Consider the following 20854-nt stretch of genomic DNA (forward strand, 5'->3'; position numbering starts at 1 on the left):
TTGCTGACGGCACCATTGTTCTATACGCCGTCAGGCAACCTCTATAAAATATCACAACGATACAATAATTATTTGCTGCTTATTTAATGGAGGAAATATGTCTCAAGGGAAAGCTGTGCCTGAAAAAGAACAACAGGAGCGGCAGATCTATGATTACGAATACGAAAAGGTTCCTGTAGAAGCCAGAAAAAGCTGGTATGTCATTGCCTTGATATGGCTGGCTATCGGGATCGATATTTCTGGTCTATTTCTCGGGTCTTTTCTAAGTAGTGGATTACCTTTTTCTCAAGCTGTTATCGCCACGCTTATTGGATCAGCGTTACTGGGTGTTCTTGCTGCATTATGTGCGAACGTTGGTTATGGCTGTGGGCTATCAACAACGCTACTGAGTATTTCTGTTTTTGGGCGGCTAGGTGGGAAAGTGATCGGCGTGTTTTCCGCTGTTTCACTGGTTGGATGGTTTGCCTTTCAACTCGATTTCTTTGGTGTGATGCTGCAAAAAGCACTGTTACATTATCAGCTCGAACCTGGGCGCTTTTTTATCCTGCTTTTCGGTATGGTCCTAATGGCCTCGACAGCCATTTGGGGCGTTCGTGCGTTAGGGAAACTAAGCGCATTAAGCGTCCCGTTAATGCTTATACTCATCATCTCCGGAATATATCTCGCGGCTAATGGCCATGCTTCTCCTGCTGAGGTTGTCATTAAAAAACCGATAAGTTTAGGGAGTGCTATTTCTTACGTCGTTTCTATCTGGATAGTCGCAGCAAGTATCATGTCGCCTGATATCGCACGCTATTCCAGAACACGTAAAGATGCCATATTAGGCTCAGGCTTGGGATTTTTACTGGGAAATAGCGCAACGATTCTTGTTGCACTCATATTGACCCATATGGTTGGTAGTGACGATTTGGTTGAAATATTTTTTACCATCGGTCTCGGTGTTTCAGCGATTGTGATTTTAATTTTTGCTCAATGGACGACGAATAGTTCTAATTTAATCTCAGCTTCATTAGGCCTCTCTGTTGTTGTCAGAGCAATATCCCGGCCAATACTCGTTGTATTGATGGCATTTGCTGGTCTGTTTTTGGCTTATAACGGCATGATTAATAACTTCACCCAGTTTTTGTCGTTACTCGGCGTCCTAATCTCCCCTATTGCAGGGGTTTACCTTGCTGAATATTACTTTTTTGACTCTTCGCGTTTAAAGCAGGACGCATCGCAACCGCCATTACTGAATATTTGTGCCTCTATCGCATGGTTATGCGGCAGTCTTGTAAGCTTATTAACAGCTACAGATTTCTTTGATTTGTTTACGATCACATCCGTTTCTACATTGGATGGCATAATAATCAGCTTGGTGATGTATATCGCTATGCGGAAAATATTCCCGCAGTTGGCAGAGTCTGCCCATTCATTCTCTAAATCCTAGATTGTTCAGTGGTTATTGGATAAGTAATGGTCCGCTATATTGATTTTGAAATGATAGACGACATCGCTCTGGGAGCGTCAATCCTTGGCACCGGCGGTGGTGGGGATCCTTATTTAGGATCGCTAATTGCGAAAAATGCTTTGCGTCATGGGAAGCCTGTAACGTTATGGAATCTGGATGACGTAAAGGATAATGAGCTTTTTATCCCGTGTAGTACGATGGGCGCGCCGACCGTCTCTGTCGAAAAAATCATTTCACCGCGGCAAATTCTCTTAGCGTTTGAAACAATGGAGAATTATCTCACTGAGTCAGCATCTGGGACTTTTTCTATCGAAGTCGGCGGCATCAACTCACTAATACCGTTAGTGGTTGCGGCTGCGAAAGGGTTGCCTGTTATTGATTGTGATGCGATGGGGAGAGCCTTCCCCGAAGCGCAGATGGTGACCTTTTTTCTCGATGATTTAACCTCCGCCCCGAATACATTGGCAGATGAGAAGGGTAACGCTGTCATTCTTAACCCTATAGATGGTATGTGGTCAGAACGGTTAGCACGCTCAATTGTGGAACAAATGGGGGCCGCATGCGCCATGTGCGATTATCCGTTGCGCGGTAGCCAGCTTAAGCGCAGTGCTATCAAAGGGACCCTGACTCTGGCGCGGGATATTGGAAGAATGCTGCGAGAGGCTCATCAGTCGGGCAGCCATCCGGTACAGTCTCTGCTTACCGTGCTGAACGGCCATATCGTTGCATCAGGAAAAATTGTTGATGTGGCTCGGCGTACAACCGGTGGTTTTGCGCGGGGCAAAGTGGTGTTGGATGGCATGGGGAACGACAAAGGTGAGTCGTTTACGGTGCTTTTCCAGAATGAGCTATTGCTTGCTTATCGTTCGTCACAGGTGACAGATCCTACGCAGGATAATCTGCTGGCTGTTGTGCCTGATTTAATCTCCATAGTAGACAGTGAAACCGGACGTCCGATTATTACGGAACATTTACGTTATGGGCAGCGAGTCGATGTCATTGCCTATCCGTGCAATGACAAGTGGCGAACGCCAAAAGGGATTGACGTTGCGGGACCGGAGTATTTCGGTTATCCGGTGCTGTATGTGCCGATAGAACAGCTTGCAAATCGCTGAGGCTTTCCCGATGTTACATAAAAATGATTACCGACTCGGGATTGATGTCGGCGGCACCAACACGGATGCGGCAATTTTAGATGCGGACCTGCGCTGTATTGCGACGGCCAAATTTCCTACCAGCCTGGATATTTATAGCGGCATCGAACGGGTGATTGCTGAAGTATTGGCGCAGTCAGGCATCGAACCGCAGCATATTCGCTACGCGATGTTGGGCACAACACAATGTACCAATGCGATTGTTGAGCGGAAAGGGCTGGATCGCGTTGGATTATTGCGCCTGAGCCTGCCAAGCAGTGATAGCGTTCCGCCACTATTTGGTTGGGATGACGAGTGGCAAACGACATTAGGCGAGCATTTCTACCAAATTCATGGCGGCTATGAATTTGATGGCCGAGAGATTCATTCCGTATTGCAGGATGAAGTATTAGCAGCCTGTGACAGGATGCGCGGTCATGTGGATAGCGTGGCAATTTGTGGCGTATTTTCTCCCGTAAACAATAAGCAGGAACTGCAGGTTGCTCAGTGGGTGAATGCTGCATTGCCTGACGTTTCCGTGTCGTTGTCCCACCGGATAGGCAGCACGGGACTACTGGAAAGGGAAAACGCGACAATCCTGAATGCCTCGTTGCAAAGCACGGCAAACCGCTTTGTTAGTGGCTTTACGCAAGCGCTAGTCCGGCACGGTATTACGGCTACGCCGTTCTTCGGGCAAAACGACGGCACATTGATGTCCGAAAGTATGGTGAAGCAGTACCCTATTCTGACGATGGCCTGTGGGCCAACGAACTCGATTCGCGGGGCGTGCCACCTTTCTGGACTGGATAATGCACTGATTATCGATGTCGGCGGCACGACAACAGATATTGGCGTGTTGGTGAATGGCTTCCCGCGTGAATCGGCCATCGCCGTTGAAGTGGGCGATGTGCGAACGAATTTCAGAATGCCGGATATTATTTCTATCGGTATTGGCGGTGGAACCTGCGTGCGGCAGTCTCCGGATGGAAAACTCACGCTTGGACCTGACAGCGTCGGCTATCGCCTGCTTGAACAGGGCGTCAGCTTTGGTGGGGAGGCGTTAACGCTCAGCGATATTATGCTGCAACTCCATCGTGAACGATGGACATCCGATCTTCCTCGTCCGCTGCCTGAAATGGATAATGTATTTTGCCAGCAGGCCTATCGTCAGATGATTGATAAAGTGGAAAGTGCTATCGATCGGATCAAATCGTCAAACGCGGCTATTCCCGCTGTGCTTGTTGGTGGCGGCAGTATTTTACTGCCTGACGTTTTATCTGGCATCAGTCAGGTCATGCGTCCGCTGAATTTTGATGCGGCAAATGCGGTAGGTGTGGCGTTAGGGAAGGTTGGCGCACAGATTGAACGCGTAGTGAAAATGCCGGATAACGATCGTGAAAAGATAAAAAGCGAACTGCAGCAACAAACTATTTGCCTTGCAGAAGAAACGGGAGCGATGCCGGGCAGCGTTGAAATCATCGACTATCAGGAAATTCCGTTGGCTTATTTGCCGGGGAATGCAGTACAGGTGAAAATCAAGGCAGCAGGAAATCTGGCTTAGCGCTGCGCTTAACGGTTTAAGGATATCTCTTCGCTACAATGAAAATAGCGCGCCATGAGCGCGCTATTTTTTCAAGAAATGTCAGAGATTAGTACATCACCTTGTGACCGTAGCTTTCAAGAATCGACTTAATGCGATCCATGGTATCGGCCTTCGGTGGTTTAACGCCGTCTAATTTGTACTCTTCACCCATTGCGATCCACTTGTGTTTGCCAAGCTCATGGTAGGGGAGAAGCTCAATTTTCTCGATGTTCGTCATATCCTTGGTGAATTCACCCAACTTGTGCGCAGACGCATCATCATCAGACCAGCCGGGGACGACCACGTAACGTATCCAGGTGCGCTGGTTGCGTTTTGCCAGATAGCGAGCGAAATCCAGGGTACGGTGATTGGATACGCCAACTAAATTTTGGTGTATATCGTCGTTCATTTGTTTCAGATCGAGCATCACTAAATCGCTGACGTCCAATAGCTCGTCAATGACCGGATCATAGCGGCGTACAAACCCATTGGTATCCAGACAGGTACTAATACCTTCTGCCTTGCAGGCGCGGAACCAGTCGCGTACAAACTCGGCCTGAAGGATGGCCTCGCCGCCGGATGCCGTTACGCCGCCGCCGGACGCATTCATAAAGTGGCGGTAGGTCACGACTTCTTTCATGAGTTCTTCCACCGTCACTTCCTTGCCGCCGTGCGTATCCCAGGTATCACGGTTATGGCAATACAGGCAGCGCATCAGGCAACCCTGGAAGAAGATGATGAAACGGATGCCTGGGCCATCGACGGTGCCGCAGGATTCAAAGGAGTGGATGCGACCGATTACTGACATTGCGAGGTTTTCTCCAAATTTGACCGAACAATAGCGGTCTTTATGAGCGCAGTCATGAGAAAGCAGGTATCACTCTGACAGGGATTGCTGACAGAAGAACACCGTGTGACAGATGCTGCGTCGAATCTGTTTTGCGAGCCATCCACATGGTGAGAGCAATATAGCGGGCTGGCAAAACAGGCTAACAACCTGGACGACAATCGGGGGTGAGAAAAAGGCCCCACTGACGTGGAGCCTTTATTTTACGCCTTTTCAGACAGTCATGGAAATTACATTGACTGAGTGAAAGTACGGGTGATGACGTCTTGCTGCTGTTCTTTCGTCAGGGAGTTAAAACGCACTGCGTAGCCAGATACACGGATAGTCAGCTGCGGATATTTCTCTGGGTTTTCCATCGCATCAAGCAGCATTTCACGGTTCATGACGTTGACGTTCAGGTGCTGGCCGCCTTCGATGCTAGCTTCGTGGTGGAAATAACCATCCATCAGACCGGCAAGGTTAGCTTTACGCACGTTGTCATCTTTACCTAACGCGTTTGGTACGATGGAGAAGGTATAAGAAATACCATCTTTCGCGTAAGCAAACGGCAGCTTAGCAACAGAAGTCAGAGAGGCAACGGCACCCTTCTGGTCACGACCGTGCATTGGGTTCGCACCTGGTCCAAATGGTGCACCTGCGCGGCGGCCGTCTGGCGTGTTACCGGTTTTCTTACCATATACCACGTTAGAGGTGATGGTCAGAACGGACTGAGTTGGGGTTGCGCCACGGTAGGTAGCCAGTTTCTGAATTTTCTTCATGAAACGTTCAACCAGATCGCAAGCCAGTTCATCTACGCGAGCGTCGTTGTTACCGAACTGCGGATATTCGCCTTCGATATCAAAGTCGATAGCCAGGCCATCTTCATCACGAATCGGTTTAACTTTGGCATATTTGATGGCTGACAGGGAGTCAGCAGCAACAGACAGACCCGCGATACCACATGCCATAGTACGGAACACGTCACGGTCATGCAGTGCCATCAGCGACGCTTCGTAGCTGTATTTGTCGTGCATGTAGTGGATGATGTTCAGTGCGGTGACATACTGTTTCGCCAACCAGTCCATGAAGTGATCCATACGATCCATCACTTCGTCGAAGTTCAGAACGTCGCCTTTGATCGGTTCTGATTTCGGGCCAACCTGCATTTTCAGTTTTTCATCCACGCCGCCGTTAATCGCGTACAGCATGGTTTTTGCCAGGTTTGCACGGGCGCCGAAGAACTGCATTTGCTTACCAACGATCATTGGGCTTACGCAACACGCAATCGCGTAGTCATCGTTGTTAAAGTCAGGACGCATCAGATCGTCATTCTCGTATTGCAGAGAAGAGGTATCGATGGAGACTTTAGCAGCATAGTTTTTGAAGTTCTGTGGCAGTTTTTCAGACCACAGGATGGTCATGTTCGGTTCTGGAGACGGCCCCATGGTGTACAGGGTGTTCAGGAAACGGAAGCTGGTTTTACTTACCAGCGTACGACCATCCAGACCCATACCAGCCAGAGATTCGGTTGCCCAGATTGGGTCACCAGAGAACAGCTCATCATACTCAGGAGTACGCAGGAAACGCACCATACGCAGTTTCATGACCAGGTGGTCAATCATTTCCTGAGCTTCTTCTTCGGTGATTTTGCCGGCTTTCAGATCGCGCTCAAGGTAGATATCCAGGAAGGTGGACACACGTCCGAAGGACATGGCTGCACCATTCTGTGATTTCACCGCGGCCAGGTAGCCGAAGTAAGTCCACTGAACTGCTTCCTGAGCCGTTGTTGCTGGGCCAGAAATATCGCAGCCATATTTAGCGGCCATTTCTTTAATTTGGCTCAGGGCATGGTGCTGATCGGCAATTTCTTCACGCAGACGGATTGTTGCTTCCAGATCTTCGCCGTTTTCCAGTTTGGTTTGCAGAGAAGTGAACTGAGCAAACTTGTCTTTCATCAGGTAGTCGATACCGTACAGCGCAACGCGACGGTAGTCACCGATGATACGGCCACGGCCGTAGGCATCAGGCAGACCTGTCAGAACGCCAGATTTACGGCAACGCAGGATATCTGGGGTGTAAACATCGAACACGCCCTGGTTGTGCGTTTTGCGGTATTCAGTGAAGATTTTTTTCAGTTGAGGATCCAGTTCACGGCCGTAAACTTTGCATGAACCTTCAACCATTTTGATGCCGCCAAACGGAATCAACGCACGTTTCAGCGGAGCGTCAGTCTGCAGACCAACGATTTTTTCCAGACCTTTGTTGATGTATCCCGCGTCGTGAGACGTGATAGTTGCGGCAACATTGGTATCAAAATCAACAGGGGCGTGAGTGCGGTTTTCCTGCTTGATGCCTTCCATGACGCTGTCCCACAGGGCAGAAGTCGCTTTGGTTGCACCAGCCAGGAAAGACTCATCACCTTCATACGGTGTGTAGTTTTTCTGGATAAAGTCACGAACATTGACGTTATCCTGCCATTCACCTTTGCTAAAGCCTTGCCATGCATTGGCCAATTTTTCATTCAGCTCGGTCATTTTACACCTACCTTTGATATGGATTTCTTAAAACCCGACGTTGCGGCCGATTGCACCTTAGTGGTGCTTGTCTCCACCGCGCAAATAAATTACCCAATATGTTAAACCGACCAGGACACCACCGCCGATGATGTTCCCCAGGGTGACGGGAATCAGGTTATCGGTAATGAAGTGGCTAACGGTTAAATGTTCAAATTGAGAAGGCACCATTCCAATTGCGTTCCAGAATTCTGGGGTCGCAAAATTTTTGATAACGATGCCCATAGGAATCATGAACATGTTCGCGATACTGTGCTCAAAGCCGCTGGCAACGAACATGGCGACAGGCAGGATCATGGCAAACATTTTGTCGGTAAGTGTACGGCCAGAGTAGCTCATCCACACAGCCAGACAAACCATCAGGTTAGCCAGAATACCTAGACACAGTGCTTCGACAAATGTGTGTTCCAGCTTGTGTTCCGCCGTTTGCAGGACGTTGAGGCCCCATGCACCGTTCGCGACCATGTGTTCTCCCGAGAACCAGATAAGCCCAACGAAGAAAAGCGCGCCAATCAGGTTGCCGACATAGACATTTGCCCAATTATAGGCTAGTTGCTTCCAGGTAATACGTCCACTGGCTTTGGCTATCACGATGAGTACGGTTGAGGTAAATAAGTCTGCACCGCAGACGACAACCAACATGAGGCCAAGGGAGAAACAGATACCACCGATCAACTTTGCGATACCGAAAGGTATCGTCGCGGTTCCTGTGGTGGCAGTAATATAAAAGACGAAGGCGATCGAAATAAATACACCCGCAGTTATCGCCAAATAAAACGTCGTACACGGTTGTTTGGTAGCTTTATAAACTCCGGCGTCTTCAGCAACTTTTGCCATTGCAGCCGGGAGTAATAGAGTAAAGGGGTTGTCAGCTTTCACACTAACTCTCTCTTAAAAATTATCAGCATTGAGATACTAACAAAGCAGTATACGGTAAAATTTGACGTGGATCATATTGCAAGAAATTAACAAGGTGGTGAGGAGGGTTAGATACCGTGTTTTTTAGGTTAATTGATTGAATTTAATAATAAAAAAATATTTTAAATTTTGCAAAAAGAGTTGAATGGGATACGTTAAACCTACCGATTTAGCGTTAATAAAAATCATGTTTTGTAGAATTTCAGTACCACCTTGTCGACGTAATTTAATTAAAAATTCACTATTCAATAACAATGTTCTGATTATGCATTACGAATAATAAATATTACCCTGTGGATAATAAAATAGCCCTTTAAAATAAAGGGCTATTTGGGATTACCAGAGGCAGATTGCTATTTGCTATAGCGCGTATTCATCAATATAAGACGCACTGGTTGCCTCAGTCAGACATTATTTTGCCTGCCAGTAACGACGTTTAGCCTGTTGCAGTTTCTCATAGGCCGCCAACAGAGACTGGTGTGCAGGTAACGTGGTAAAGGTATCATCCACGGCAAACAAACCGTAGAAGCAGGCTTCGCCAGCCACAGCGGCGCTGGCGGCATCGACCGTTTCACTGCCGTACATTTTGGTAAAGGCGTCGTAGTATTCTGCCGGGTCGCGCTCAGGCTCTTGAGCCAGTAACAGCAGGGTCTGAAGGCAACGGTAATAATTGCTGCGCTGCGCCGTAAAGACAGAGTCGTTGAAGTCCTGCGTCCACTCTGTCCAGCTAAGCGCCTGATCCAGATCGCCGCCGGCCAGTGCCAGCATCGCTTTCAATTCGCCAACGCGCAGAGTAAACCAGCCATTATCTTTACCAGTGGCAATGCCGAGCAGTTCGCGTACGCGGGTGAAGTCGTCCAGCCCTTCATCATCCAACTGTTGTAACAGAGCCAGATAGTCTTCTTTCTCCCATTTGCTACCAGGCAGCGCCAGCAGCGTGTCACGCAGGTGAGCGCCCATACTGTTATTGGCCAATAACAGATCGTCAGCAGGGTAGATGTCTGACATTCCCGGCACGATGATGCGGCAGGCATAAACAGACAGATGCTCATAGTCGGCAATATAAACTTCTTTATCTTCCTGCTTGAAGATTGCCATCAGCGTGGCGAATTCTTCTTCTGTCGACCCTTTAAAGCTCCAGTCAGCAAATTCATAATCCGCTTCTTTCTTGAACATATCCCAGGAGATCAGGCCGCTGGAATCGATAAAGTGGGTTTCCAGATTGGCGTGTTCGGCCACTTCTTCATCATCAAACGTCGGTGGAGTGAAGACGTCCAGATCTTTCAGACCGCGACCTTGCAACAGTTCGGTGACGGTACGCTCCAGCGCTACGCCGAAATCAGGGTGCGCGCCGAAGGAGGCAAAGCAGGTGCCGTTAGCCGGGTTAAATAGGACTACGCAGATAACCGGGTATTTCCCGCCTAGTGAGGCATCGTAAGAGAAAATCGGGAAGCCTTCTTTTTCCAACGTTGCAATCGCTTCGACCACGCCAGGGTAGCGATTCAGTACCGCTTGCGGGATTTCCGGCAGGCTGATGGACTCGGCAATGATGCGGTTTTTGATGCTGCGCTCGAACACTTCAGACAGCCCCTGAACGCGGGCTTCGTTGGCGGTGTTCCCGGCGGACATCCCGTTAGAAACGTACAGGTTACCGATGATATTCATCGGGATATAAACGGTTTGCTGATCGGACTGGCGGGTAAACGGCAGCGCGCAAATGCCTCTGTCGGCATTGCCAGATTGCAGATCGATAAGATCGCTAGCGCTCAGTTCCTGCTCGGGATCGTAAAACTTGTGCAGGCGGGCATCCAGAATGCCTTCCGGCAAGGCATCATCTTCCGGGATCGGGAACCATTTTTCATTCGGGTAGTGAACGAAATCACCGTTGGCGATCGTCTTACCGAGATAGAAGTCAGCGAAGAAATAGTTGGTGGACAGACGCTCGAAATACTCACCTAACGCGGAAGCCAGTGCCGCTTTCTTACTGGCACCTTTGCCGTTAGTGAAGCAGAGCGGGCAATCGCGGTCTCGAATATGGACAGACCAGACGTTTGGCACCGGGTTCAGCCATGACGCTTCTTCGATGTTAAACCCCAGGTCTTGGAGCTGCTGTTGAAAACGGGCGATGGAATCTTCCAGGGCGGCGTCTTTGCCTGGGATAAACGTTTGAGTCATGGTGTTCACTCTTATCGAGATTAGCGGAAGCGGCATGATACGGATTTTTCTGTCCAGACTCTATTTATTCATAACAGATCGACAACAGTGAAAAAGAACAGACGGCGTAACGTGCCGTTTTGCATAATGAAAGCGCAATAAGCGTTGCAGCCGCGATTGACGAGTGATAAAACCGATAGCAGGGTAAAAGTAGTGTGGTTATGGCGGTCGTTCCGTTATAACTACTATCTTGTAACAGCGGTATTTTTATAACCGACAGGTTTATAAAAATGGTATTTGTAACAACGGTGATAAAACAACCGCTATTTTTCAGGTGTGGTGAGGGGAAATGACTCAGATTTTTAATTTTAGCGCCGGTCCAGCAATGCTGCCGGTTGAAGTACTGCGTCGTGCTGAACAGGAATTGTGTAATTGGAATGGCCTGGGTACATCGGTCATGGAAATCAGCCACCGCAGTAAAGAGTTTATGCAGGTTGCCGCTGAATCCGAACAAGATCTGCGTGATTTGCTGAAAATCCCCTCCAACTACAAAGTGCTTTTTTGCCACGGTGGCGCTCGCGCGCAATTTGCGGCAGTCCCATTAAATCTTCTGGGCGAGCGTACCACGGCGGACTACATCGACGGCGGATATTGGGCGCACAGCGCAATCAATGAAGCAGAAAAGTACTGCACGCCTAACGTTATCGATGTGAAAACGCGTGTAGACGGCCTGCGCGGCATTAAACCGATGCGTGAATGGCAATTATCTGATGACGCGGCATTTGTACATTACTGCCCGAATGAAACCATTGACGGTATTGCGATTGAAGAAGAGCCGGATTTTGGCGACAAAATTGTGGTCGCCGACTATTCTTCCAGCATCCTGTCTCGCCGTATTGACGTCAGCCGCTATGGCGTGATCTACGCCGGTGCGCAGAAAAATATCGGCCCTGCGGGTCTGACGCTGGTTATTGTGCGTGACGATTTGCTGGGTAAAGCGCGCCGTGAGCTGCCATCGATTCTGGATTATCAGATCCTAGCGGACAATGACTCCATGTTCAACACGCCGCCGACCTTTGCCTGGTATCTGTCCGGTATGGTCTTCAAATGGCTGAAAGAGCACGGCGGTCTGGCTGAAATGGAAAAACGCAACCAGGAGAAAGCCGACCTGCTGTATAGCGCGATTGACGGTAATGATTTCTATCGTAATGACGTCGCGGTAGCGAACCGTTCTCGTATGAACGTACCGTTCCTGCTGGCGGATGCTGCGCTGGATAAAGTCTTCCTGGAAGAATCCGTTGCCGCGGGCTTGCATGCGCTGAAAGGCCACCGTGTAGTGGGCGGCATGCGTGCGTCGATCTACAACGCCATGCCGTTGGAAGGCGTGAAAGCGCTGACGGAATTCATGGCTGACTTCGCTCGTCGCCACGGTTGATTAAGACCGCCCCTCGATACATTTTGATCAGCCCCGGACTTTCCGGGGTTTTTATGTCCACGTTGAAAGAATAGGCTTTACATGCAGGAATCCCTGACCCTACAACCCATCAAGCTGATTAGCGGTACCCTTAACCTTCCAGGATCAAAAAGCGTCTCTAACCGCGCGCTGTTGCTGGCCGCCTTGTCCGAAGGAAAGACCCGGCTGACTAACCTGTTAGACAGTGATGATGTCCGCCATATGCTGACTGCGTTAACGGCGCTGGGCGTGGAATATCATCTGTCCTCCGATCGGACCGTGTGTGAGATTACCGGTCTGGGGGGCGCGTTTACGGCATCGCAACCGCTGGAGCTGTTTTTAGGGAACGCGGGTACAGCAATGCGCCCACTGGCTGCCGCTCTGTGCCTGACGGATGGCGACATTGTGCTGACGGGTGAGCCCCGTATGAAAGAACGGCCAATCGGGCATCTGGTCGACGCACTGCGTCAGGGCGGGGCGAAAATTGATTATCTGGAGCAGGAAAACTATCCGCCGCTGCGTCTGCACGGTGGTTTTCAGGGCGGCGAAATCAGTGTCGATGGCAGCGTATCCAGCCAGTTCCTGACGGCGCTGTTGATGACCGCGCCTCTGGCCGCGCAGGATACGCAAATCAGCATTCAGGGCGATCTGGTTTCTAAACCGTATATCGATATCACGCTGCATATGATGAAAGCGTTTGGTATTGAAGTGCGTAATGAGAACTATCAACGCTTTTTTGTTGCGGGACGCCAGCAGTATCGCTCACCGGGTGACTATCTGGTGGAAGGCGATGCGTCATCAGCGTCTTATTTCCTGGCGGCCGCGGCGATTAAAGGCGGCGTGGTGCGCGTGACCGGTGTTGGCCGTAATAGCGTGCAGGGCGATATTCGCTTCGCTGATGTTCTGGAAAAAATGGGGGCGATCGTGCGCTGGGGTGAGGATTATATTGAATGCGAACGCGGTGAACTGCATGCGATCGACATGGATATGAACCACATTCCTGATGCCGCGATGACTATCGCGACGGCGGCGCTTTTCGCACAGGGCGGTACTACTACGCTGCGTAATATCTATAACTGGCGCGTGAAAGAGACCGATCGTCTGGCCGCCATGGCGATTGAGCTGCGTAAAGTTGGCGCGGAAGTGGAAGAGGGTAACGACTACATTCGCATTACGCCGCCAACCAAGCTGAAAGTGGCAGAAATCGGGACGTACAACGATCACCGTATGGCGATGTGTTTCTCGCTGGTGGCGCTGTCGGATACGCCGGTCACGATTCTTGATCCAAAATGTACCGCTAAAACCTTCCCCGACTACTTCGAACAGCTGGCGCGCCTCAGCGAACTGGCTTAATTCTTCTCTAAGGCACGGTCTCCGTGCCTTTTTTCTGGCTCTGCTTCTCTCAAACGGCGCTCTGTTTTTCTTCCTGAATTGCGCGCTGCATTCAGAGAATGCCTTATTTTTCCCACCATTCCGGCATTTGGGTAACCTTTCTTTGCATTGATGCGTATAATGAGGCTCCGTGATGCCATAAAACGGCATAAGCGGAACTTCCCAGTATTAAAGGAGAGAGAAATGACGGTGATGGCACCGGTAATTACGGTTGACGGACCGAGCGGCGCAGGCAAAGGTACCTTGTGTAAGGCATTGGCTGAAGCTTTACAGTGGAATCTGCTGGACTCGGGAGCTATCTATCGTGTTTTGGCTCTGGCGGCGTTACACCACCATGTCGATATCAGTTCGGAAGACGCGCTGGTCCCGCTGGCCTCTCATCTTGATGTGCGCTTTGTTGCAGAAAGCGGGCAGTTAAAAGTCATTCTGGAAGGCGAAGACGTTAGCCACGAAATTCGTACTGAAGCGGTAGGTAATACGGCTTCTCAGGCTGCGGCGTTTCCTCGTGTTCGTGAAGCCTTGTTACGTCGGCAGCGCGCTTTCCGTGAGGCTCCGGGGTTGATTGCCGATGGCCGTGATATGGGAACGGTGGTCTTTCCTGATGCGCCCGTGAAGATTTTCCTGGATGCCAGCGCGGAAGAACGCGCACAACGTCGCATGCTACAGTTGCAGGCGAAGGGCTTTAATGTTAACTTTGAACGTCTTTTGTCTGAGATAAAAGAACGGGATGAGCGCGATCGCAACCGTCCTGTTGCGCCGTTAGTACCGGCTGCCGATGCGTTGGTGCTGGATTCAACGGAAATGACAATCGATGAAGTGATAGCGCGCGCGTTGGCTTATGCCCGCGAAATTTTAGCGTAATCACAGAACACAGAATTTTTACCTCGCTGTAAGGATGCACAGCGGGGCATGTTAAACAACCCCATCGAGCAGGATGCCAGATGGACGTTAAATTGAAACCCTTAAGATTATCAACATGACTGAATCTTTTGCTCAACTCTTTGAAGAATCCCTGAAAGAAATCGAAACCCGTCCTGGTTCCATCGTACGCGGTGTTGTTGTTGCTATTGACAAAGATGTCGTACTGGTTGACGCCGGTCTGAAATCTGAATCTGCCATTCCGGTAGAGCAATTCAAAAACGCACAGGGCGAACTGGAAATTCAGGTTGGTGATGAAGTTGACGTTGCTCTGGACGCTATCGAAGATGGCTTCGGTGAAACGCTGCTTTCTCGCGAAAAAGCTAAACGTCATGAAGCATGGCTGACGCTGGAAAAAGCCTACGAAGAAGCTGCAACTGTTACCGGTATTATCAACGGTAAAGTTAAAGGCGGTTTCACTGTTGAGCTGAACGGCATTCGTGCGTTCCTGCCAGGTTCTCTGGTAGACGTTCGTCCGGTTCGCGATACGCTGCATCTGGAAGGCAAAGAGCTTGAGTTCAAAGTTATCAAGCTGGATCAGAAACGCAACAACGTTGTTGTTTCCCGCCGTGCAGTTATCGAATCTGAAAACAGCGCTGAGCGCGATCAACTGCTGGAAAACCTGCAGGAAGGCATGGAAGTTAAAGGTATCGTTAAGAACCTTACTGACTACGGTGCATTCGTTGATCTGGGCGGCGTTGATGGCCTGCTGCATATCACTGATATGGCTTGGAAACGTGTTAAACATCCAAGCGAAATCGTCAATGTGGGCGACGAAATCACTGTTAAAGTGCTGAAGTTCGACCGCGAGCGTACTCGTGTATCTCTGGGCCTGAAACAACTGGGCGAAGATCCATGGGTTGCTATCGCTAAACGTTACCCAGAAAGCACGCGTCTGACTGGCCGCGTGACTAACCTGACTGATTACGGCTGCTTCGTTGAAATCGAAGAAGGCGTTGAAGGTCTGGTACACGTTTCCGAAATGGATTGGACCAACAAAAACATCCACCCATCCAAAGTTGTTAACGTTGGTGACGTAGTGGAAGTGATGGTTCTGGATATCGACGAAGAACGTCGTCGTATCTCTCTGGGCCTGAAACAGTGCAAATCTAACCCATGGCAGCTGTTCGCTGAAACCCACAACAAGGGCGACCGCGTTGAAGGTAAAATCAAGTCTATCACTGACTTCGGTATCTTCATCGGCCTGGACGGCGGCATCGATGGTCTGGTACACCTGTCCGACATCTCCTGGAACGTGGCTGGCGAAGAAGCCGTTCGCGAATACAAGAAAGGTGATGAAATCGCCGCGGTTGTTCTGCAGGTTGACGCAGAGCGCGAGCGTATCTCCCTGGGCGTGAAACAACTGGCTGAAGATCCGTTCAATAACTACCTGTCTGTTAACAAGAAAGGTGCTATTGTTACTGGTAAAGTTACAGCAGTTGACGCCAAAGGTGCTACAGTTGAATTAGCAGACGGCGTAGAAGGCTACCTGCGTGCTTCTGAAGCTTCTCGTGACCGCGTTGAAGACGCAACACTGGTACTGAACGTTGGCGACAGCGTTGAAGCGAAATACACCGGTGTTGATCGTAAAAACCGCGTTGTTAGCCTGTCTGTCCGTGCGAAAGACGAAGCTGACGAGAAAGATGCAATCGCAACTGTCAACAACAAGCCTGAAGAAAGCAATTTCTCCAACGCAATGGCAGAAGCGTTCAAAGCAGCTAAAGGCGAGTAATCACAACGGTAGAATGAGCAACGTAAGTTGCTCATTCTTGTAACGGTAGTCAGTTATCCTGGTTATTGATAGCCACGCATTTGGAGGAGCTATGACCAAGTCTGAACTTATTGAAAGGCTTGCTGGACAGCAATCTCATATCCCGGCCAAAGTGGTTGAGGATGCAGTGAAAGAAATGCTCGAACAAATGGCTTCTACGTTAGCCGAAGGCGATCGTATAGAAATCCGTGGGTTTGGCAGCTTTTCACTTCACTACCGTGCACCGCGTGTAGGTCGTAATCCGAAAACGGGTGATAAAGTTGAGCTGGAAGGTAAGTATGTCCCTCACTTTAAACCGGGCAAGGAACTCCGCGACCGCGCTAACATTTATGGTTAATCGTTAGCCATAAATACCAGCCTTATAAAAGCACCCTTTATTGGGTGCTTTTTTATGCTTATCATTGTTCTTCTTTTTTCCGAAATGCTACACGATAGATGACTTAGCCTGATGATCAATCAGGGACGATCCTACGCTGTACGCCGCTTCTTTCCCGCTTATTCGATCGACGCAGTGATCGTCCACACACGAAATATGAATTTTTTGATTTCCAACCGTTTGGATGTTGAAGTTTTGACGGTTGTTACCTACTTTTCATTCGGTACATTAACATTTCTAATGCGTTATCTCTAAATAAGGAAAGTGTATGAGTGAAGCGTGTGGTCATTCCGGCAGCATAAGCTGTTCCTGTTGCAGTCCTCTGTGGAAATCATTTCTCCCTAAAACGTCAATTGAGATCCCGGAAGAAGAGAATAGTCTGTTTACCGAAACGAAATTGTTCCGTTCTGCGCTAAATAAAGACGGTAGTCCTGGAAAAGCGATTCTGACGCTGGAGGACGGGCGGGACGTTGCGGTTGAAGCGATGGGGATTCATGACGGACTGGTGGTTGCAACGGGTTCATATCAAGATGTGAAGGTCAAAATGCCGAAAAACACATCGGAGCACCTATTATCAGGTAAGCAAGCACTGTTGCCAGGACTGATTGAACCGCATGTACATATCATTAATACGGCGATGTTATCTGCTATCGGCAATGATGTTAGTCCGTTTGAAGAACAGATATTACGCAACGATTATAATAGAGATTGGGTGACATCCAATCTGGCTAAGAAGGTGGCGGGAAAGTCGGATTTGGACTGGCTTATTGGCTTTGGTGCCGACCCTTCCTTGTTTATTGGCGGAGAGAAGGAATTCAATGCCACCATTCTTGATGAGCATGTGACGGATAAAAGACCCGTTTTTGTCATCAATGCCTCGATGCACCTTGCCTATATCAACACCTGTGCCATTAAACTTGTCAAAACTAAAGGCGTTGATGCTCCATCAGACGGCATTTTGAAAGAAATCACGGGTATAGAGCCCGTTGTGGACGTCATTACCCGTAGTTACCCCCAAACAGAATTGGCGGCGAAGTTAGTCGCCGCAGTGCACCATTTGTTTGGTGTAGCGAGTCAGCGCGGTGTGACTTATATGCTCGATGCGGGCGTTGAGCCCAAAAGCGAGCAGTCTGCTTTTGATCAAGTGAACTTGCTGAATAAATGGGCGCATCTGCCGGGCTGTCCGGTGCGGATTGGTGGCGCGCTGCTCGTGACGAGTGATAATGATTTCAAGAGTAACGTGGTTGATTCTTACACCCCAGGATACGGTGATGAACATTTTCACTTACCGTATATCAAGATTATTTCGGATGGCTCTAATCAAGGGCTGACGGGATATCAATCCTCGCCATATTGCTGTAACAGCAGCTATGAAAAAACGCCGAGTGAAACAAATATCGGTGCCTTTAACTTCGATCCTCTCACGAGCATCAATACGCTGGTGGGTAGCGTTGTGCAACATAAATGGCCGTTGATGATTCATACGAATGGCGATGAAGCCATTAGGCTGACGTTAGCGTCATTTAAAGAGGCTGGTGTGACATCGGCTACTTATGAACAGCGCCGCGATCGTTTGGAACATGCATCCTTGCTGACTGATGAGCATCTGTCTGAAATGGTGCTACGCGGTATTTCGCCTAGCTTCTTAATTGGTCATGTGGGGTATTGGGGCTGGGCATTTCAGCAAACCATATTGGGAGAGGAGCGCGCAGATCACCTCGACCGCTGCCAATCCGCTCTTAATCACGGGATGAGGATTACGCTACACAGCGATAACGGTGTTACACCGCTTGGCCCGCTGCGCATGATGGAACAGGCTATTTCACGGGTGATGGAAGGCGCACCTCAACAGGCGGCTCCTGCTGTGTTGCGCGAGCAAGAGCGGATTTCCCGTTTCGCCGCGCTTAAAGCCGCGACCTATGATGCCGCCTGGCAATGTCATGCCGATCGGTGGGTAGGTTCGCTCGTCGCAGGTAAATGTGCTGATTTTGTGATTCTGGCAGATTCCCCGTTGACCTATGACTCAGCAGATAAGAATAACCCAGTCAAAGGTATGCGTGATATCCCGGTTCTGGAAACCTGGAAAGGGGGGCGTAAGGTGCATTCAGGCGCTGGTCATTCTTAACGCCGCGATTTGTCATGCTAAAACCCCGCGTTATCAATGACTGATAACGCGGGAAAAGGCTTACTTATTGTGACGCGCTTTCAGGCGGTTGATGATAGTCGCCAGATCTAAATCCTGATCCTGCAACAGCACCAGCAGGTGGTACATTAAATCCGCTGCTTCATTGGTCAGCTCCTCGCGGTCATGTACCGTTGCCGCGAGTGCGGTTTCCAGTCCTTCCTCACCCACTTTCTGCGCAATGCGCTTGGTGCCGCTGGCATACAGGCGTGCGGTATACGAGCTATCCGGGTCAGCGTGCTTACGCTCGGCCAGTAGTTGCTCCAACTGATAGAGGAACGTCCAGTCGCTGGCAGCAGGCGAGAAGCAACTGCTGGTCCCCAGATGACAGGTTGGCCCGATAGGGTTGACCAGAATCAGCAGGGTATCATTATCGCAGTCTGGCGTAATCGAGACGACATTCAGGAAATGGCCGGAAGATTCGCCTTTGGTCCACAGCCGCTGCTTGGTACGCGAGAAAAACGTGACTTTGCCGCTCTTCTCCGTGGCCTGTAAGGCGTCCTGATTCATGTAGCCCAGCATCAACACTTCACCGGATACCGCGTGTTGCACGACAACCGGCAGCATGCCGTCCGTTTTTTCCCAATCGAGTTGGTTCCGTTGTTCGTCGTTTAGAAAGAACTCTTCGCTTAACACACTCGAATCTCCACACCCTGTTGCTTAAGATATTGTTTCAGTTCGCCAATATTAATAATTTGCTTGTGAAACACCGATGCTGCCAGCGCGCCATCCACGTGGGCGGTTTGGAATGCATCCAGAAAATGTTCCATGGTGCCTGCGCCGCCGGAAGCGATAAGTGGAACATTACAGACATCACGCACCAGATTTAGCTGGTGTAAATCATAGCCGTTGCGCACGCCGTCCTGATTCATCATGTTCAGAACAATTTCACCCGCGCCGCGCTTTTGCACTTCCTTTACCCAATCCAGCGTTTCCCAGGTCGTGACCTTGGTTCGTGCTTCATCACCGGTATATTGATTAACGTGGTAGCGACCCGTCGCGGCATCGTGCCAGGTATCAATCCCGACGACGATGCACTGCACGCCATAACGATCGGCCAGTCGGGTAATCAGCTCTGGGTCGGCCAGCGCTGGTGAGTTGATGGAAATTTTATCCGCGCCGAAAGAGAGGATTTGACCTGCTTCTTCCACGCTTTTAATACCGCCCGCCACGCAAAAGGGAATATCGATGACTTCAGCAACGCGGGATACCCAGCTTTTATCAACCACACGACCGTCGGAAGAGGCGGTGATATCATAAAAAACCAACTCGTCCGCACCTTCCTGCGCGTAGCGCTGCGCCAGCGGCACGATGTCACCGATGATTTCGTGATTGCGGAACTGCACACCTTTGACGACCTGGCCGTTACGCACGTCCAGACAGGGGATTATCCGTTTTGCCAGCATGAAATAGCCTCCGCGACGTTAAATTTACCTTCCAACAGCGCACGACCAACGATAACGCCCTGCACACCGCTACCGCGCAAATTGGCGATATCTTCCAGGTTGCCGATGCCGCCGGATGCCTGAAAGGCGATCTGCGGATAGCGCTGGCTGATTTCACGATAGAGCTCGACGTTGGAACCGCTCAGCGTACCGTCACGGGAAATGTCGGTACACAGCACGTGCTTCAGACCGAACGGCAGATATTGTTCGACGACCTGCTCAAGCGTGGCGTCAGAATTTTCCTGCCAGCCGCTGATAGCGACGAACTTCGTGCCGTTGGCGTCGATACGCACGTCTAGCGCCAGCACCAGCGCTTCTGCCCCGTAGCGGGTGAACCATTGCTGAACGAGTTCTGGTTGTTTCACGGCGGTGGAGCCGATAACGACACGGCTGGCACCAGCTTTTAATAACGCTTCCACGTCCTGTTCGGTGCGGATGCCGCCGCCGATCTGAACCGGTACGCTAACGCCAGCCAACAGCGTGGTTAATAGCGGAATCTGGCGGGCAGAGGGATCTTTTGCACCGGTCAAATCCACCAGGTGCAGCACGCCAGCCCCTTGCTGCTGGTAATCCTGCAAGCGGGGAAGCGGGTCGCTGCCGTACTGGCGCTGTTGGCCATAATCACCCTGATGCAGACGGACAACCTGTCCATCAATCAGATCTAATGCGGGAATAATCATG

Annotated in this window: 16 protein-coding genes; 9 read left to right on the forward strand and 7 right to left on the reverse strand. The window is 50.1% G+C overall.

All coding sequences use genetic code 11. The annotated features are described in order from the left end of the window. Positions 1-97 precede the first annotated feature (97 nt). The 3 genes from R9X49_RS05210 to R9X49_RS05220 are packed head-to-tail and all read left to right on the forward strand — an operon-like array spanning position 98 to position 4144. Positions 98-1429: a cytosine permease gene (locus R9X49_RS05210; RefSeq protein ID WP_319847458.1), complete on the forward strand. Its 1332-nt coding sequence runs from the start codon at positions 98-100 to the stop codon at positions 1427-1429. 26 nt (positions 1430-1455) lie between these two features. Further along, complete coding sequence (locus tag R9X49_RS05215) at positions 1456-2565, forward strand: DUF917 domain-containing protein (protein WP_319847459.1); 1110 nt, start codon at positions 1456-1458, stop codon at positions 2563-2565. Between the two features lie 10 nt (positions 2566-2575). Further along, a complete protein-coding gene (locus R9X49_RS05220) occupies positions 2576-4144 on the forward strand; it encodes a hydantoinase/oxoprolinase family protein (RefSeq protein ID WP_319847460.1) in 1569 nt (522 codons plus the stop codon). A gap of 88 nt (positions 4145-4232) precedes the next feature. On the opposite strand, the gene pflA is transcribed toward R9X49_RS05220, so the two are convergent. The 4 genes from pflA to ycaO form a co-directional block, all read right to left on the reverse strand. Continuing rightward, positions 4233-4973, reverse strand: coding sequence for a pyruvate formate lyase 1-activating protein (gene pflA, locus R9X49_RS05225; protein ID WP_319847461.1), 741 nt, complete (start codon positions 4971-4973; stop codon positions 4233-4235). A gap of 269 nt (positions 4974-5242) precedes the next feature. Beyond that, positions 5243-7525: a formate C-acetyltransferase gene (gene pflB / locus R9X49_RS05230; RefSeq protein ID WP_319847462.1), complete on the reverse strand. Its 2283-nt coding sequence runs from the start codon at positions 7523-7525 to the stop codon at positions 5243-5245. 57 nt (positions 7526-7582) lie between these two features. Continuing rightward, entirely contained in the window at positions 7583-8443 is an 861-nt protein-coding gene (gene focA / locus R9X49_RS05235; RefSeq protein ID WP_319847463.1) for a formate transporter FocA, read from the reverse strand. 450 nt (positions 8444-8893) lie between these two features. Then, complete coding sequence (gene ycaO, locus R9X49_RS05240) at positions 8894-10657, reverse strand: 30S ribosomal protein S12 methylthiotransferase accessory factor YcaO (protein WP_319847464.1); 1764 nt, start codon at positions 10655-10657, stop codon at positions 8894-8896. 328 nt (positions 10658-10985) lie between these two features. On the opposite strand from ycaO, the gene serC reads away from it, so the two are divergent. The 6 genes from serC (at position 10986) to R9X49_RS05270 (ending at position 18671) form a co-directional block, all read left to right on the forward strand. After that, the gene (gene serC, locus R9X49_RS05245) at positions 10986-12071 is read left to right on the forward strand and encodes a 3-phosphoserine/phosphohydroxythreonine transaminase (RefSeq protein WP_263059440.1); all 1086 of its coding nucleotides are present in this window, start codon (positions 10986-10988) and stop codon (positions 12069-12071) included. Positions 12072-12152: 81 nt separating this feature from the next. Beyond that, positions 12153-13442: a 3-phosphoshikimate 1-carboxyvinyltransferase gene (gene aroA, locus R9X49_RS05250; protein WP_319847465.1), complete on the forward strand. Its 1290-nt coding sequence runs from the start codon at positions 12153-12155 to the stop codon at positions 13440-13442. Positions 13443-13664: 222 nt separating this feature from the next. Beyond that, positions 13665-14342, forward strand: a complete 678-nt coding sequence (cmk, locus tag R9X49_RS05255) for a (d)CMP kinase (RefSeq protein WP_319847466.1) — start codon at positions 13665-13667, stop codon at positions 14340-14342. Between the two features lie 115 nt (positions 14343-14457). Further along, positions 14458-16131, forward strand: coding sequence for a 30S ribosomal protein S1 (rpsA, locus tag R9X49_RS05260; RefSeq protein ID WP_015839988.1), 1674 nt, complete (start codon positions 14458-14460; stop codon positions 16129-16131). Positions 16132-16222: 91 nt separating this feature from the next. After that, positions 16223-16507 (forward strand): integration host factor subunit beta, encoded by a 285-nt coding sequence (gene ihfB / locus R9X49_RS05265; RefSeq protein WP_005967571.1) that lies wholly within the window; start codon positions 16223-16225, stop codon positions 16505-16507. A 307-nt stretch (positions 16508-16814) separates the two neighbouring features. Then, entirely contained in the window at positions 16815-18671 is a 1857-nt protein-coding gene (locus R9X49_RS05270) for an amidohydrolase (RefSeq protein WP_319847467.1), read from the forward strand. Positions 18672-18731: 60 nt separating this feature from the next. On the opposite strand, the gene hisIE is transcribed toward R9X49_RS05270, so the two are convergent. From hisIE to hisA, 3 genes are read right to left on the reverse strand one after another with little or no spacing between them, the layout of a single operon-like run. Next, positions 18732-19364, reverse strand: a complete 633-nt coding sequence (gene hisIE, locus R9X49_RS05275; protein ID WP_319847468.1) for a bifunctional phosphoribosyl-AMP cyclohydrolase/phosphoribosyl-ATP diphosphatase HisIE — start codon at positions 19362-19364, stop codon at positions 18732-18734. Next, positions 19358-20134, reverse strand: coding sequence for an imidazole glycerol phosphate synthase subunit HisF (gene hisF, locus R9X49_RS05280; protein ID WP_319847469.1), 777 nt, complete (start codon positions 20132-20134; stop codon positions 19358-19360). The genes hisIE and hisF overlap by 7 nt, the downstream gene beginning before the upstream one ends. Next, positions 20116-20853 carry a 1-(5-phosphoribosyl)-5-[(5-phosphoribosylamino)methylideneamino]imidazole-4-carboxamide isomerase gene (gene hisA, locus R9X49_RS05285; protein WP_127156802.1) on the reverse strand — a complete coding sequence of 246 codons (738 nt, stop codon included), beginning with the start codon at positions 20851-20853 and terminating at the stop codon, positions 20116-20118. The genes hisF and hisA overlap by 19 nt, the downstream gene beginning before the upstream one ends. Position 20854: the final 1 nt, after the last annotated feature.

The organism is Pectobacterium carotovorum, assembly GCF_033898505.1.
Lineage (GTDB): Bacteria > Pseudomonadota > Gammaproteobacteria > Enterobacterales > Enterobacteriaceae > Pectobacterium > Pectobacterium carotovorum_J.